The organism is Chryseobacterium sp. SN22 (assembly GCF_008329705.1).
Taxonomy (GTDB): domain Bacteria; phylum Bacteroidota; class Bacteroidia; order Flavobacteriales; family Weeksellaceae; genus Chryseobacterium.
Genome location: NZ_VTSX01000008.1, coordinates 114,399 through 130,338 on the forward strand (window position 1 = coordinate 114,399; position 15,940 = coordinate 130,338).

Below are 15,940 nucleotides of genomic sequence, written 5' to 3' on the forward strand. Positions count from 1 at the left end.
AGTTATCTTAATTTTTCAGGAGCTTTTCCCGCTTTCTGTTACAATCTTTTTTTTCAAAAAAGGATTTCCACGGCAATCGGGGCTAGGGCGGCAGCCGTTGCTTTTAAATATTCTCAAAAAAAGAAATTCTGTCAGTCAAATGAAACGGCAATCGTTCCTTCCGTCTTCTGATCTGTGTAGATTACCAGCTCTTTATCCCGGGCTTTTATTTTGTTCCAGTAATGGCTTCCTGCAAACCGGCTCTCCAGGACTTCCGCTTCCAGGCCACTTTCGGCAATGCGGATCTCATGAGGATAATAGGAAAACTTGGGTAACTGGAAATCCGATCTTTCCGTTTCATTAAAAATATTCACTTCCCCGAAAAGCTTGGCCACATAGCCGTTGCAAGGTTGGGTGTAGATTGCTTCCGGCCTGCCGTCCTGGATCAGTTCTCCTTTCTGTAAAACAATAATCCGGTCCAGCCACGGGATAATATCCTGAAGCTCATGGGTAGAAATAAGCAATGATATATTGTTCTGCTTCACATACCGGAATAACCTCTCCCGAAGTTCGGCCTTTCTCGGGAAATCCAGATTGCTGAAAGGCTCATCAAGGATTAGGAGCTTTGGAAGCACGGAAAGGGCCCTGGCAATGGCTACCCGCTGCTGCTGGCCGCCGCTCAGGTACTTCGGCAGTACGTTGGCGAAATCTTCCAGCCCTACGACTTCCAGGAGTTCCGTTACAGTTTCTTTTTTCTTCTTTAAGTTGATATTGGAAATAAATTTTCCTACATTTTCCGCCACGGTAGCGTAGGGCATCAGGTCGAAATTCTGGGCAACAAATTTCATACTGGATTCCCCCGGAACCAGGTTTCCTTTAGGGCCCATCAGTTTTTCGCCGTCGAAAATAATTTCCCCCTTTTCCCAGTCCAGCAGCCCGTAGATCAGGCTCAGCAAAGTCGATTTCCCGCACCCGCTTTCTCCGGCTAAAGCAATAATTTTTCCAGCCTCAAGTGTCAGGTTGAGATCCTGAAACAGCGGTTTTTCTTTGGAATAGGAGAAGTTTAAATGGTTTATTTCTAATAGCATATTACAAAAGTAAGGAATTGAAATGTTTCTAGGAAAGAACAATTTTTTTTATTATTTTAGCGGAAGCATAAAAAATTTATAAATCATGAAGAAAAAGCTGTTTTCATTAGTCATTCCCGCATTTTTTGCCCTGACTGCAACGGTTTCCTGTAAAAAGGAGAAACCCGTTTCCGGCGAAAGCAATGAGGTGGCGACAACTAAAGATGGAGCTCAGTATGTAGTGGATACCCTGAACAGCAGGGTAGAGTGGAAAGGTTATAAAATTTTGAAATCTGAAAGCACCAGCCACTTCGGAACCATTAAATTCGAGAGCGGCGACGTTACCGTAAAAGACGGAAAGCTGGAAAGCGGAAAGTTCGTTGCAGACATGGCTTCCCTGGCTTCGGAAGATCTTAAAAGTGATCCTGAAAATCTGAACAAGCTGAACGGGCACCTGAAAAGCAAAGATTTCTTTGATGTGGAAAAATTCCCGACGGCTTCTTTTGAAATTACCAGGGTGGCATCTTCTGCAGAAGGCGATTACAACACCCTTCTGGACGGAAACCTGACGATTAAGGGAATCACTAAACCGATTCAGTTCAAGGCCAATGTTTCCGTGAAAAACGGAGTGGCCAGCATTGCTACCGAACCGAAGGATGTCATGAGGGAAGAATTTGGGATTACCTTTAAAGCACCTGCTGCCAATGGCATCATAAAGGATGAGGTAACGCTTCAGATCAATGTAAAAGCTTTGGAAAAGAAATAATTTTTTTATTTAAGTGAAATAAGTGATTGAAGTCTGCCTCCCCTAAAGAGGCAGATTTTTTTAACATTTTTAGGAAATTTATTCGGTTGAAAAACCGTATTTTTGCAAAACATTTTGAAAGGGTAAAACAATGATAGAAAAGATAGAAGAATTACTGGTTGAAGTAAACAGCTTCCATGCGACATCAAAGGAGGAGATCGAAAACTTCCGGATCAAATACAACGGTAAAAAAGGAATTCTGAACGATTTTTTTGAAAAGTTTAAAGAAGTTCCGAACGACCAGAAAAAAGATTTCGGACAAAAGATCAATACTTTAAAGCAGGCTGTTAACGTAAAGTTGGAGGATTTGAAGAATGCTTCCACATCTTCTATTGTCGTAGAAAAAGAAGACCTTACAAGACCGGCCTTTCCTCTGGAACTGGGATCAAGACATCCGATCAACCTTGTGAAAAACAGGATCATCGAAATCTTTAAATCTATTGGTTTTGCTGTGGCAGACGGACCGGAAATAGAGGACGACTGGCACAACTTTACCGCACTGAACCTTCCGGAATATCATCCGGCAAGGGACATGCAGGATACCTTTTTCATCGAGCAGAACCCGGACATTCTTTTGAGAACCCACACTTCTTCGGTACAGATCCGTTACATGGAAGAGCACCAGCCTCCGATCAGGATCTTATCTCCGGGAAGGGTTTTCCGTAATGAAGCGGTTTCTTCACGTTCGCACTGTATTTTCCATCAGATCGAAGGTTTATATATTGATGAAAACGTCAGTTTTGCCGACCTGAAGCAGACCATCCAGTTCTTTACGACAGAGCTCTTCGGAAAATCGAAAATCAGGCTGAGGCCTTCTTATTTCCCTTTTACCGAGCCGAGTGCAGAAATTGATGTGTACTGGGGGTTGAATTCCGAAACGGATTACAGAATCACCAAAGGAACCGGCTGGCTGGAAATCATGGGCTGCGGAATGGTAGATCCTGCCGTGCTTAAAAATGTAAACATCGATCCGGAGAAATATTCAGGGTATGCTTTCGGAATGGGAATTGAAAGAATCGTTATGCTCCTGTACCAGATGAGCGACATCAGAATGTTCTTCGAAAACGACATAAGAACACTTGAGCAGTTTAAGACTTTATAGTCGGCTGAGCTTTAACTCATACAAATCCTGTAAAAAAATTGTTTACAGGATTTTTTTATTATTTTTATACTGAAAATTACACAAAATGTTCAGGAAATTATCTGGTTTCAGATCGAGGAAGATCATTCACTACGCATTGCTTATCTGTATTCTGCTCATACAGCTTCTGATTGCCTCTTTCTTTTATAATGAATTTATTACCAGGAAAAATCTGGCTTTCTTTGAAAAACAGCTTAAAGAAGTGAATGTTCTGGATAACCTTACAGATACCTCCCGTAAAGAACTGCTGAATGCGCAGAACTGCTTCCAGAATTATATTATTTATGAAGATAAAAAATATCTGGACTACTATTTTGCTTCGCTGCATAAGCTTGGGGGAAATCTGGAAAGCATGAACCATTACGGGGCCAAATACCCGAGACTGAACCGTATTTTAACTTTACAGAAAAGCGATTCATTAGAAATTAAAAAATTAAAATCTCTTATTGATTCTACGTACGAATATTCGGCACAATCCAACATAAGAGTCCCAAACAGTTTCCCTAAGCTGCAGAGTTATAATGCGGAATATAACTTCGACAGGTTTAATGTGGAAACAAAGACCTTTTCAGACACCGTAAAGAAAAAAGGACTGTTCGGACGTTTGGGAGATGCCATTTCCGGAAAAGAGAGTGTGCGTAAGGATAGCGTCGTCGTTACCGTAAAGCAGGGGAAAGTTCCTGTATCTGCAGAAATAAAAGCAGAAGTGGACAGCATCATGAACCAGGTCACTAAGCATTATACTGGGCAGATCCGGAAAATACAGGTTACCGTTACCGAAAAGCAAAACAGCGATGGAAAGTTTTACAGGATTTTCAGTAAACTTCTGGTCTACAGCAACGGTCTGATGAACATTTACGATGTAGCGATCAAAGGTTCTAAAGCAGACCTTCAGAAAGAATACGACAAACAGAATTCCGAGAACAACAGGATCAGGACGTATCTTATTTTCGGGGCCATGGTCCTGATGTTCATCGTTTCCATCCTGATTATGTTCCTGACCCGTATCGCCTTTATCTACGAAAAACGCCTGAATGCGGCCAATGAGCAGATTAAAGAAAACCTGAATTTTAAAAACCGGATTTTGGGAATGTTAAGCCATGAGCTGAGATCCCCGCTGAAAATTATCGGCCTTTTCATCGGCAGGATCAATAAGAAAACGGAGGACCGGCAGATTAAGGAATATCTCAAATCCATCAGCTTTACCAATGACAGCTTGCTTCTTCAGGCGAACCAGATCCTTGAATACACCAAAAACCAGGCAGTAGAAAATAAGCTTATCCCCGTAAAGTTTAATCTTAAAAATGAGATCACTTCCATACTGACTTCTATTGAGCCTTACATCCAGACAAGAAACAACACCTTTATCGTCCGTGAGAATATACATCCTGATCTTGATGTTTATTCCGATAGTAAAAAGATCAACCAGATCTTCATGAATATTCTGGGGAATGCCAATAAGTTTACAGAGAATGGGCAGATTACCGTTAAGGTAAAAACGGAGCCGGTGGATGAAGATACAATTTCCCTGATCACCCGGATTTCCGATACCGGTGCCGGGATTTCAAATCATGATCTTGAAAAGATCTTCGAACCTTATTACCAGGGGGTGCTGTCGGAAGATGTGGAAAACCTCGGAGCAGGCCTCGGGCTGAGCCTGTGTAAAGAAATTGTAGAATTATATTCGGGACATATCACCGTTGAAAGCGAAACAGGTAAAGGGACCACGGTTACTTTCACGGTCAATTTAAATCTTATTAATGAACAGGATAGATCATAAACCAATCCGGTTTTTACTGGCAGACGACCACAGCCTTATCAGACAGGGGCTTATTTTTGTTTTGGAAGATATTGGGGTGGAGCATGACGTGATTCATGCTTCCAGCCTGCAGCGGACTTTGGAATGCATTAGCAGCCAGCCCATCGATATTGCCATCATCGATGCCCATTTTCCTGATGGGAACAGCCTTTTCGTTATACCGGAAATCAGAAAGATTCAGCCTGAAATACGCATTTTGATTTTTACAGGGATCGATGAAGAGGTCCATGCCCTTAAATTTATCAACGCGGGGGTCAATGGCTTTTTAAGCAAGCTGAATGAAGAAGAGGAAATAAAGCAGGCCATTGCAAAAATGATCACCCACGGCGAATATATCTCATCCAAAACCCAGGCTTTGTTGCTGAATTCACTGAAAAACCCAAGCCTGATCAGTCCTTTTCTATCCTTGACCGAACGGGAGTTTCAGATTGCAGAAATGTACATGGAAGGATTAGGAAATCTTGAAATTGCCAACAGGCTGGATGTAAAACAAAATACCGTAAGCACCATTAAAAAAAGGATTTTCGATAAGCTTAAAATAGGTAATCTGGTGGAGCTGATCGAACTGTATAAAAATCACTATTAGAATGCTTTATTTTTTCATCGATTTTTAAAAATCAGGATGCTGCCGGACGGTATTTATGAAGACTCCTTTCTCTTTAAATACAGGCTGTTAACCTGTTTGTAGATAAATATCTACAGCTATAGCGATATATATCTAAATGATTTATTATGATGATATATACCGGGGTTGGTATTTTTGTATAAGAATAATAAACGATTATTAACCTATATTTAAGTGGTCTCCGGTTCCAAAACACAAATGATGATTTCTTCTATGGAACCGGATCTAAAAACACAAATGATTTCGTATCTGCAAAGAATGAAAAATCTGATGCCGGTACATTGTAGAAGGGGTTAGATGAAGGCGGCCTAAAAAAACGCATGTAATGGAAACAAGCCTCCGGAACGTTCCGGAGGCTTTGTTTTTAATTACTTAGAAACAAAACGTAATTAAAAACATATATATTGAAAACCTGTTAATGTAAATGAGCAACGATCCTATTTATACAGAAGACAATAAGGTTTCAATATGTATTATATCAAAATAAAAAGGCTGTCCTTTTGAGACAGCCTCTTTTGTTTTCCAACTTTACTTATTTTATGAACCTTAAAGGGTATTTCACATTTTTAAAATCATCAATGCTTGCTTTTAAGGAGCCTACGGCTATTTCCGCTTTAAGGAGGATCGGAATGTGGTTAGCGTCATTGGAAACCCACATCGTTACTCCTTCCTTTTCTTTAAAAACCCTTCCGCTTTTTACTGAAGGAATAATTTTCAGGCAGCTGATCTTTCCGAATTTGGTATCCAGGTTTTCCGTACCCGTTACTCTCAGCTGGAAAGGGAACATTTCGTCATCAATCCATACATTCATATTAATCACGCTTCCGACTTTCAGTTCTGCCGGGCTTTTGCTGCGCAGGTAGTAAAAACAGGAAAGCATATCCTGTACCCCTTTTACCGACCTTATTACTTTAGAGCCATTGGCGGGTGTTTTTTTATCGGTTAAAATCAGGGTATTGTTGCTGTGGTTGAAGACTGTTTCAAGATGCTGCCTGTAGCTGCCCTCCTTTACATTTCTTACATAAAAACTGGGAAGCTCCGTCTGCATATTGATATAGCTTTCGTAGAAATCATCTACTTTAAAAAAGGCCTTTACCGCACCGCTGGTCTGCCCCGTTCCTCTTACATGAAGGTGGGGAGCTCCTTTATAATTGGTTTTCTGCGCAGTAAGATTAGCATAGCCCGCGTTCAGAAATCCATAGTGGATTCTCAGCGTAATCGACTCACCGTTATTGATGTTGGTGATCTGGCCGTAGCCGAGAAAGAATAAAAAAAAGGAAATTACATTAAAAAATTTCTTCATAATTACAATTTTACAAAAAGGTTGCCAACTCTTAGATTGAAAAAAAGGGCAAAGGTTTGATAAATCTCAGTTTTTTATTTAGAATGAATTAAATAAGCTTCGCATTAAAATTAGTAAATTTGCAATCACAAGTATAATTAATTTATCTTATAATTATGATAACGACCGATATATTGATCATAGGAGCCGGCCCGACTGGACTTTTTGCTGTATTTGAAGCAGGTTTATTGAAAATGAAGTGCCACATCATCGATGCACTTCCTCAACCGGGAGGACAGTTGGCTGAGCTTTATCCTAAAAAACCTATTTTCGATATTCCGGGTTATCCTTCCGTGAATGCAGGCGAGCTGGTAGATAACCTGATGGAGCAGATTAAGCAGTTCCAGCCTGGATTTACCCTTGGAGAGACCGCAGTTTCGTACACCAAAGTTGATGACGAATGGTTTGAGGTGCTGACCAACAAAGGAACCGTACACAGAGCAAAGGCAATTGCCATTGCAGGCGGGCTGGGAACATTTGAACCGAGAAAACCGGCTCTTGAAAATATTGCAGACTATGAGGAAAAAGGGCTTGAATATTTTGTAAAAGAGCCTGAACACTTCAGAAATAAAAAAGTAGTGATTGCCGGTGGAGGAGATTCTGCACTGGACTGGAGTATTTTCCTTTCCAATGTAGCCAGCGAAGTGACCCTGATCCACAGACGAAATGAATTCCGCGGAGCCCTGGATTCCGTAGAAAAAGTCCAGGACCTTAAAAATCAGGGGAAGATCAAACTTATTACGCCTGCAGAAGTAACGGCCATCAAAGGGGAAGGTAAAGTGGAAGCCATTACCGTAGCCATAGACGGACAGGATCCTTACGATATGGAAACGGATTATTTTATCCCGTTATTCGGATTGACTCCTAAACTGGGAGAGATCGGGAACTGGGGACTGAATATCGAGAAAAATGCTATTGTGGTAAACAACGCTTTGGACTACCAGACCAATATCGACGGCATTTATGCCATCGGTGACATTAATACCTATCCGGGAAAATTAAAGCTGATCCTTTGCGGATTCCACGAAGCAACGTTAATGTGCCAGAGTGTGTATAACCGATTGAATCCGGGTAAAAAATTCGTTCTGAAATATACAACGGTAAGCGGTGTAGACGGTTTCGACGGAAGCCGAAAGGAAGCCGAGAAAGCGGTTGTGAAAAAAATTGACTAAATTTGTTGCGGCTTGCGGCTATAAACTGTGATAAACAGACTGCCATCAGCAGAGATCAACAATAAGAATCAACAGAGAATGAGCGATATAAACATAAAAATCACCGATCGGGAAGGGGTAACCCATGATGTTGTAGCACCTACGGATATGTCTATGAACCTAATGGAAATCATTCGTTCGTACGAGTTGGCGGAAGAAGGGACCATCGGGGTTTGCGGAGGAATGGCCATGTGTGCGTCCTGCCAGGTGTATGTGATTAACGATCCCGGGCTTGAGCCGATGGGCGATGAAGAAGATGCCATGCTGGGCGAAGCGTTCCATGTAGAATCCAACAGCAGACTGGGCTGCCAGCTGCATATCGTTCCTGAAATGGAAGGGCTGGAAGTAGAGATCGCTCCTTATCCTTAATGTATTTTAAACCAAAATATAAATACCTCCTGAAGAAAATCTTCAGGAGGTATTTTATTATCTCGTATTGTGCTTGCTTTGAAAGTAATGGATCAGCCAGAGGATAGGGGCGCCCTGCGGAATGGCGAACTTAATGCTCCGGTCGGTCAGGTTTTTATTCACCGACTTCAGATAGCTGATTTCACTGGTGATGATTTCATCTTTATGCTGTAAAAGCTGGTCTTCAAGCTGTATAAGGTTTAGGATTCCCAGATCTTTAAGCTGTGCCGGGAAATGATTTGCCGAGATGTAAGCGGTATCGAATCTTGACTGTCCGGGCGTTCTGAGTGCTTTTCTAACCTTGCTTTCAATTTCGCGAAGCAAGGGGTTCTTTTTTACAAAGGCGATGATCGTCGATTCATTGATGTTGATCAGTTCCCGTTTGTTCTTCAGATTCCTGCTGACCGAATTTTCAAACTCGTGAATTTCTTTTTTCAGCTTCGTGAATTCAATATCTGCCTGCTCCAGAAGGGCCGCAACCCGGTAGAAGGTACGTTGGGCCTTTTCAGGAATATCGGTTACCGATTTATAACCCAGGTCATGCTCGATTTCCGCCCATGAATGCTGGAGGATGCTCCTGATCTGAATTTCAAACCTGATATTTCTGTAGTCTGCATATTCTTTGGTCTTCGCTTTCTCCTCATTGATCTGCAGGATGAAATGAATGCTTTTGTATCCGAACTTATCAATCTCGATGTGTCCCTTATCAACGGAATTGCTCCAGTCCACCGTGAATTCACGGTTGAGGATTTCCTCAATTTTAGAAATGTCATCTTCAAAATAGGTAATGATCCTTAATCCCAGAATATCGGTAATCTCATCAAGGCTCTTATATTTGTCTTTCTTAATGATTTTTTCGGCAAGGCTTGCTTTCGCCTTCACCCTGCTGTTGATCTGATGGATAGGAATTTTCCTGCATAACCTTCTTAACATCTGCTCCATTTTGGAGCCTAAACCGGAATATAGAGAATGATATTCTTTATATTCTGCCAGAATTTTATTCAGGTATTCGTCAGCCATAGGGGTAAACTCGTATTTTTAAATAGATAAATTTTTAATGAATCGGATCACTTATGGATCTGCAAATTTTACGCTAAAATGAAAATTTTCAGAATTTAGATTTAAAAAGCTGGAAGGAAAAGCCGGCTAAATTTCTTTTTCTGAAATCCATTTCCCAACCGTCGGTGCTTTATAATTCCTCATCATTTCGAGCAATTCTTCAATACCTTCGCTGATCAGCAGCATATCCCGGTTGACCTGTTTTAAGAAGCCTTTATCCACCATGGTCTGAACCATCAGGATCAGATCATCATAAAAGCCGTTGATGTTCAGGAGACCGATCGGTTTTTGATGAAGGCCGAGCTGTGCCCAGGTGATCATTTCAAAGAATTCCTCCAGTGTTCCGTACCCGCCGGGAAGAACGATCACACCATCGCAGAGTTCATTCATTTTGGTTGCATGGTTTCCACCAGAACAAGTTCGGTCAGCTGCTTATGGGCAATTTCTTTGGATTGTAAAAAGTGGGGAAGAACACCGGTGACTTTTCCTCCGGCGTTTAAGGCTCCGTCTGCCACAGCACCCATCAGGCCGACATCTGCGCCGCCATAGATCAATTGAATACCCCGTTTGGCCAGGGTTTGTCCCAATAAGGTTGCCTGTTCTTTATAAATATCGTCCGAACCGAAACTCGATCCGCAGAAGACGGTGATGCTTTTCATGATGTATTTAATAAATTAAAAACAAAAATATCCAAAATCAGGCGACTTTGGATATTTCAGTATAGCAATTTTACAATTTTATTTCTGTGGAATATTCGCTAAAATGTCTTTCAGGAAACTCCAGAATTTCTGGGTGGAAGGGATGTTAGCCTTTTCGTCCGGAGAGTGGGCGCCACGGATCGTCGGCCCGAAACTTACCATTTCCATTTCAGGATAATTGGCCCCGATGATGCCGCATTCCAGCCCGGCATGGCAGGCTACAACGTGAGGTTTCTCCATAAACTTTTCGGTATAAATCTTTTCCATCAGCTGAACGATCTCAGAACCCGGCTTCGGCTTCCATCCAGGATAAGATCCGCTGAAAACCGTATTCATTCCGGCAAGCTCTGCCACGGATTTCAACTGTTCCGCCACCGAATCCTTTGAAGATTCTACGGATGATCTGGAAAGGTTTAAAATTTTTAAAGCCCCTTCTTTCAGTTCAACCCTTGCCACGTTGTTTGAAGACTCCACCAGGTCCTTCACATCGGGACTCATCCGGTAAACCCCGTTGTGCAGGGATTTTAAGACAAGAATGATTTTTTTTGAATCTGCTTCGGAAAGAGCATGGTCGGAACTTGTCGCATGTTCGATATTGATCTCAAGTCCTGCTTCTAGGCCGGCGAACTCCTCCAGAATTTCATTTTTAAGGCCATTCGTCAGTTCATCAATGAATTCCTGTGCATTTCTTACGGAGGCAGTTGCTGTGGCTTCTCTCGGGATGGCATTCCGCAATCCGCCGCCGTCGATGGAGATCAGCTGGATGTTTTCTTTTTCCAGCGCTTTGTATAAAAGGCGTCCCAGGATGATGTTGGCATTCCCGAAACCTTTATGGATGTCCATTCCCGAATGTCCGCCCTGCAGGCCTTTCACTTCAAACCGGATAATCTGGCCTTTTGGAGATTCGGTTTCATAATTCTGGGAAATCGTAACATCGATTCCTCCTGCACAGCCGATATCGATTTCATCGTCTTCTTCCGTATCCAGATTTAATAAAATATCGCCGGTCAGCTGTCCCGGCTTCAGGCCTAACGCACCCGTCATTCCGGTTTCTTCGTCGATGGTAAAAAGGGCTTCCAAAGCAGGATGAGGAAGATCAGAACTTTCCAGGATGGACATGATTGTCGCTACGCCCAGTCCGTTATCGGCACCCAGGGTAGTTCCTTTCGCCCTTACCCAGTCGCAGTCAACTTCCATTCTGATGCCCTCTGTTTCAAAGTCGAACTTTACATCATTGTTTTTTTGGCAGACCATATCCAGGTGAGACTGCAGGACAATAGATTTGCGGTTTTCCATTCCCGGCGTTGCCGGTTTTCTGATGATCACGTTTCCTACGGCATCCACTGTTGTTTCAAGTCCCAGATTTTCACCGAATTCTTTGACGAAGGCAATGACCCTTTCTTCTTTTTTTGATGGTCTCGGAACTGCATTTAACCGGGAAAAATTCTTCCAGATAATCTGCGGTTCAATATTCGATAGTTCCATTGAATTTATTTTTCTCAAAATTACAAAATAAAAAAGCTTCTGTAAAAACAGAAGCTGTATTTTTCCATTAGCCATTAGCCATTAGCCATTAGCCATTAGCCATTAGCCATTAGCCATTAGCCATTAGCCATTAGCCGTCTAACATCCGCATTCTCCGTAGATCGGGAGTGTTACAGCGGTTCCATCCGGTTTTTCGATCCTGATGGTTCCTTCAAACAGCAGGGCTTCTTCTCCTTTTATCTTTTTTCCCTGTACGGAAATTTTATAATCACCGCTTTCTATTTCCTTGCTCAGCTGTTCATCCACCTCCAGATCGCTGGAAGAGATCAGGTTCATGGCCTGTCTTTTTCCGTCGAGTTTCATATAAGCGGTTTTCCCGGCATCATCAGCGTAGATGTACTTTTCGTTTTCAAAATCCGCCTTGTTTTTTGCAAAATAACAGGAACATTCTTTGATTTCTTTCGGAAAAGGGAAGGTTTCCACTGCAATTTTACCTGAGGAAGTTTCAGCTTTTACCGTATCCTGAGCCACCTGGGCAGAATCGCCAGATTTGGGGGTTGAAACGGTCTGTTGTTCCTTTTTACAGGCTACCAGGAGTATTGCGGAAGCAAAAATGATTATATATTTCATAAGTCGGTCTGTTGGTTATCCTCTTGCTCTTTCAAGCAGGGTCATCATTAATAAGGAAAGAATCACCAGGCTTTCTTCTTCATCATCAATATCGATCAGGCGGTCGAGCTGGAATCTCCTTCCGAAGAAAGACGGCATTTTTTTCAGTTTGAAATAAGCTTTTCCGTCCATTCCGGTTACCGTATAGGAAGGATTCAGGAAATATCCGGTAAACATTCCGATCACGGGGATTTCTCCTACCATATTATCAAAAACCTTTACCCAGCCGTTGTCTTCCTGAATTTTGAATTTCGGCTGATCGTTCGCATCCAGAATGTCGTAGCTTGCTTTCCAAATGGAACGCATCCCTTTTCTTGCCAGCCTTCCGAAGCTTCGGCCGGTAGCAATTTCGCTTAAAGAATAAGAAGCGTTAAAATCGATCCATTGGTTGGCCTTGATTCTGAAAAGTTCCTTGGATTTGCTTTCGTCATTAAAAACGATGACATCTTCCTTCAGTTTGAACATTTTCTGCCGAACGTAAGCTACGTAATTTCCGTTCTTGTCGGTAATGTTGAAATCGCTCGCAAGCGTCGTAATTTTAAATTTAAAATCCAGCGGATAATTTAAATTGTTAAGTACCATTTGGTTTATTTTTTCAGTTAATATTGAGTAGATCAAAGATAAGATTTTTAATTGAAGGGAGGAAGAAGGAAATGGCAAGCGGTGGATTTCAGTTTTTAGATGGAATGTAAATTTGATTTTCAGTTAGCTCATAAGCTGAAAGGCGTATCCTAATTCTTCCGTAAAACTCTCAACAATTATCACTATTTTTGTATTATGGATTATCCAAGTAAAGTATTGGCAAAAGCAGTAGATGAAATCTCCGGGCTTCCCGGAATCGGAAGGAAGACCGCTTTGCGACTGGCATTACATTTATTGAAGCAGCCCAATTCCAGAGCGGTGAGTCTCGGGAACTCCCTCATCAGCCTCGTCAACGACATCAAATACTGTAAAGAATGTCATAATTTTTCGGATTTTGAAATCTGTGAGATCTGCAGCAATGATAAACGGACCGATGAACTGATCTGTATCGTGGAGGATGTGCGGGATGTAATCGCAATCGAGAATACCGGGAAATATACCGGGAAATACCTGATCCTGGGTGGTAAAATTTCCCCGATGGAAGGCGTAGGCCCTAACCAGCTGAATATCCCAAGCATCGAAAAAAAACTGAACGAAGGAAAAGTAAAGGAATTTATTTTTGCACTGAGCGCAACAATGGAAGGGGATACCACCGCGTATTATATTTATAAAAAATTCAAAAATCCCGACATTAATTTTTCGAGTATTGCAAGAGGGATTTCGGTAGGGGATGAACTGGAATACGCCGATGAGATTTCACTGGGGAGATCAATTATGAACAGGCTTCCTTACAGCGAAGGAAATTCTTAAGCGCATCAGATGATTTCCGTTATCATTCCTTTATACAATGCTGAAGAAACCATCCTGTCTGCCCTTAGTTCTGTAAAAGCACAGACGGTAAACCACCGTGAATTTGAGATCATTATCATCAACGACGGTTCTACGGATGGCAGTAAGAAAGTTGTGGAATTATTTATTAATAATAATCAGGACTTAAATATCCTTTATTTTGAGCAGGAAAACGGCGGGGTTTCCAAAGCCAGGAATCTGGGCTTACACGCAGCGACCGGCGAATTTATTGCCTTACTGGATTCGGATGACGAATGGCTTGCTGAAAAAACCGAAAAACAGCTGAAACTTCTTACGGATAAAAATTTAAATATCGATTTTATTGCCACCCGCCGGAATAACGGCAAAATTCTGCCGCCTTACCGGGTGAAAAATAACTTGGCGGAAATTACCTTCAAAAAGTTACTGCTGCGCAACGAAGCGCAGCCTTCAACGGTTATTTTTAAAAGAAAGGTGCTGGAAAATACGGGATTTTTTAACGAAGACCAGCGGTATGCGGAAGACCTGAACTACTGGATGAAGATTTCAAAAAGCAACAGCATGTATATTCTCGACGAAAGCCTGCTGATCGCTGACAAAGGAAGAAGAACATTCGGTGTTTCCGGGCTTTCTGCCGATCTTTCAGCGATGGAAAAGGGATTTCAGCGGAATCTGAAAGAAATGTATGATGTAAAAAATATAAATTTTATTCAATATCTCCTGCTGAAGGTTTTTTATAAAGCAAAATACTTATTTTTGCTGACGAGAACATATTATTACAATTTAAAAAAATAACCAAAGGAGATTCATATGAAGTTGTCAGTCATTATCGTCAACTATAATGTCACTCAATTACTTCAAAACTGTCTGGTATCATTACGGAAATATTTGCCGGAAGCAGACCATGAGACGATTGTGGTGGATAATGCATCTACGGACTCCTCCTGGAAAGCGCTGATCTCCGAATTTCCGGAAGTTTTATTCATTCCATCCGAAACGAATGACGGTTTTGCCAAAGCCAACAATAAAGCCGTTAAATCTGCACAGGGTGAATACGTTCTTCTCCTGAACCCCGATACGGAATTGGAAGGGTTGTATATGCCCGAGATCCTGAACTTTGCCGACTCCTGTAAAGATTTCGGATGCCTGGGGGTACGGATGCATGATGCAGAAGGCTATTTTCTCCCTGAGAGCAAACGCTCGGTCCCGGACATGTTCAATTCTTTCGAAAAGCTTTTTACAAATTTTAAAAAGAACAATTCCAAGTCGTATTACCGATGTGATATCGATGAACAGGCAATAGCGGAGGTGGATGTGGTTACCGGGGCGTTTCTGTTGGTGAAAAAAGAGGTTTATCAGGAAGTGGGAGGGCTGGACGAATCTTATTTCATGTACGGGGAAGATATTGATCTATGTTACACTTTACTGCGGAAAGGCTTTAAAAATTTTTACTATGGTAAAGCTTCCATTCTTCACCATAAAGGCGAAAGTACGGTAAAAAACGAAGTGTATCTGGAACGCTTTTACGGAGCGATGCACATTTTCATTAATAAATATTACAAAAACTCCAGGCCGGTGCAGTATTCCTTCTTAAAAGCCGGACTGAACCTAAGGCATAAAATTGAAAAGATCAAATTGAAGTAACGGGAGTCGGGCTGGAAGAGGGAAGCTGGAGGCAGGAAGTTTTTCACGGGACTTCAGGATTTTAAGCATAATTAAATTGAATATCATCGAAATGACACTAAAATAAAAAAGCAACTCCATACAGAGCTGCTTTTTCTATGTAAATAATTATTTGCTTATTTAGTCGGTGCAGGTGTCTGGACCGGAACTGTAGTAGAAGATGGAGCAGCCGTCTGGTTAGCCGGAGCTTCTTTTTTAGCAGGAACCTGAACCGGTGCCGCCGCCGATGGCTTTCCTGTAATGACAACGCTTAACAGGATTAGGACGATAATTGTTCCGCCCAGCGTCCATGTTGCTTTTTCCATAAAGTCGTTGGTTCTCTGTACCCCAAACTGAGCCGAAGATGCACCTCCGAAAGTACTGGAAAGGCCTCCGCCTTTTGGGTTTTGAGCCATAACGATGATAACCAGTAAGATGCTGGCGATCATAATAAGAACCATCAATAGTATAAATATAGAATCCATTAATTTGATATCTTTTTGAATGGGCAAATTTAATCTTTTTTTGCGGAATAGCAAAGAAAGAACCCTTTAAATATT

At 41.8% G+C, this 15,940-nt stretch carries 16 protein-coding genes and 1 pseudogene; 9 read left to right on the top strand and 8 right to left on the bottom strand.

Features of this window, described 5'->3' with window-relative positions:
• Window positions 1-131: 131 nt before the first annotated feature.
• Window positions 132-1,067: a sulfate/molybdate ABC transporter ATP-binding protein gene (locus FY557_RS07085; RefSeq protein ID WP_149246581.1), complete on the bottom strand. Its 936-nt coding sequence runs from the start codon at window positions 1,065-1,067 to the stop codon at window positions 132-134.
• Between the two features lie 85 nt (window positions 1,068-1,152).
• Between FY557_RS07085 and FY557_RS07090 the strand changes: the two genes are divergently transcribed.
• The 4 genes from FY557_RS07090 (at window position 1,153) to FY557_RS07105 (ending at window position 5,397) form a co-directional block, all read left to right on the top strand.
• Window positions 1,153-1,812 (top strand): YceI family protein, encoded by a 660-nt coding sequence (locus tag FY557_RS07090; RefSeq protein ID WP_149246582.1) that lies wholly within the window; start codon window positions 1,153-1,155, stop codon window positions 1,810-1,812.
• 130 nt (window positions 1,813-1,942) lie between these two features.
• The gene (gene pheS / locus FY557_RS07095) at window positions 1,943-2,953 is read left to right on the top strand and encodes a phenylalanine--tRNA ligase subunit alpha (RefSeq protein ID WP_149246583.1); all 1,011 of its coding nucleotides are present in this window, start codon (window positions 1,943-1,945) and stop codon (window positions 2,951-2,953) included.
• An 85-nt stretch (window positions 2,954-3,038) separates the two neighbouring features.
• Window positions 3,039-4,772: a sensor histidine kinase gene (locus FY557_RS07100; RefSeq protein ID WP_149246584.1), complete on the top strand. Its 1,734-nt coding sequence runs from the start codon at window positions 3,039-3,041 to the stop codon at window positions 4,770-4,772.
• The gene (locus tag FY557_RS07105) at window positions 4,753-5,397 is read left to right on the top strand and encodes a response regulator transcription factor (protein WP_185151673.1); all 645 of its coding nucleotides are present in this window, start codon (window positions 4,753-4,755) and stop codon (window positions 5,395-5,397) included. The genes FY557_RS07100 and FY557_RS07105 overlap by 20 nt, the downstream gene beginning before the upstream one ends.
• Window positions 5,398-5,968: 571 nt before the next feature.
• Here the strand turns inward: FY557_RS07105 and FY557_RS07110 are convergent.
• Window positions 5,969-6,739, bottom strand: a complete 771-nt coding sequence (locus FY557_RS07110) for a DUF3108 domain-containing protein (protein ID WP_149246586.1) — start codon at window positions 6,737-6,739, stop codon at window positions 5,969-5,971.
• 155 nt (window positions 6,740-6,894) lie between these two features.
• On the opposite strand from FY557_RS07110, the gene FY557_RS07115 reads away from it, so the two are divergent.
• A complete protein-coding gene (locus FY557_RS07115; protein ID WP_149246587.1) occupies window positions 6,895-7,950 on the top strand; it encodes an NAD(P)/FAD-dependent oxidoreductase in 1,056 nt (351 codons plus the stop codon).
• 78 nt (window positions 7,951-8,028) lie between these two features.
• Window positions 8,029-8,358, top strand: a complete 330-nt coding sequence (locus FY557_RS07120) for a ferredoxin (protein ID WP_149246588.1) — start codon at window positions 8,029-8,031, stop codon at window positions 8,356-8,358.
• A 57-nt stretch (window positions 8,359-8,415) separates the two neighbouring features.
• Here the strand turns inward: FY557_RS07120 and FY557_RS07125 are convergent, their stop codons facing one another.
• The 5 genes and pseudogenes from FY557_RS07125 to FY557_RS07145 form a co-directional block, all read right to left on the bottom strand.
• Window positions 8,416-9,417, bottom strand: a complete 1,002-nt coding sequence (locus tag FY557_RS07125) for a GTP pyrophosphokinase family protein (protein ID WP_149246589.1) — start codon at window positions 9,415-9,417, stop codon at window positions 8,416-8,418.
• 126 nt (window positions 9,418-9,543) lie between these two features.
• Window positions 9,544-10,115 (bottom strand): annotated as a pseudogene (locus FY557_RS07130) (TIGR00730 family Rossman fold protein).
• 78 nt (window positions 10,116-10,193) lie between these two features.
• Window positions 10,194-11,639: an aminoacyl-histidine dipeptidase gene (locus FY557_RS07135; protein WP_149246590.1), complete on the bottom strand. Its 1,446-nt coding sequence runs from the start codon at window positions 11,637-11,639 to the stop codon at window positions 10,194-10,196.
• A 138-nt stretch (window positions 11,640-11,777) separates the two neighbouring features.
• Window positions 11,778-12,269 carry a hypothetical protein gene (locus tag FY557_RS07140; RefSeq protein WP_149246591.1) on the bottom strand — a complete coding sequence of 164 codons (492 nt, stop codon included), beginning with the start codon at window positions 12,267-12,269 and terminating at the stop codon, window positions 11,778-11,780.
• 15 nt (window positions 12,270-12,284) lie between these two features.
• Entirely contained in the window at window positions 12,285-12,890 is a 606-nt protein-coding gene (locus FY557_RS07145; RefSeq protein WP_149246592.1) for a hypothetical protein, read from the bottom strand.
• Window positions 12,891-13,085: 195 nt separating this feature from the next.
• Between FY557_RS07145 and recR the strand changes: the two genes are divergently transcribed.
• From recR to FY557_RS07160, 3 genes are read left to right on the top strand one after another with little or no spacing between them, the layout of a single operon-like run.
• Window positions 13,086-13,700 (top strand): recombination mediator RecR, encoded by a 615-nt coding sequence (recR, locus tag FY557_RS07150; RefSeq protein WP_149246593.1) that lies wholly within the window; start codon window positions 13,086-13,088, stop codon window positions 13,698-13,700.
• A 9-nt stretch (window positions 13,701-13,709) separates the two neighbouring features.
• Complete coding sequence (locus tag FY557_RS07155) at window positions 13,710-14,513, top strand: glycosyltransferase family 2 protein (protein ID WP_149246594.1); 804 nt, start codon at window positions 13,710-13,712, stop codon at window positions 14,511-14,513.
• Window positions 14,514-14,522: 9 nt separating this feature from the next.
• A complete protein-coding gene (locus tag FY557_RS07160; RefSeq protein WP_149246595.1) occupies window positions 14,523-15,362 on the top strand; it encodes a glycosyltransferase family 2 protein in 840 nt (279 codons plus the stop codon).
• A 155-nt stretch (window positions 15,363-15,517) separates the two neighbouring features.
• On the opposite strand, the gene secG is transcribed toward FY557_RS07160, so the two are convergent.
• A complete protein-coding gene (gene secG / locus FY557_RS07165; RefSeq protein ID WP_149246596.1) occupies window positions 15,518-15,865 on the bottom strand; it encodes a preprotein translocase subunit SecG in 348 nt (115 codons plus the stop codon).
• Window positions 15,866-15,940: the final 75 nt, after the last annotated feature.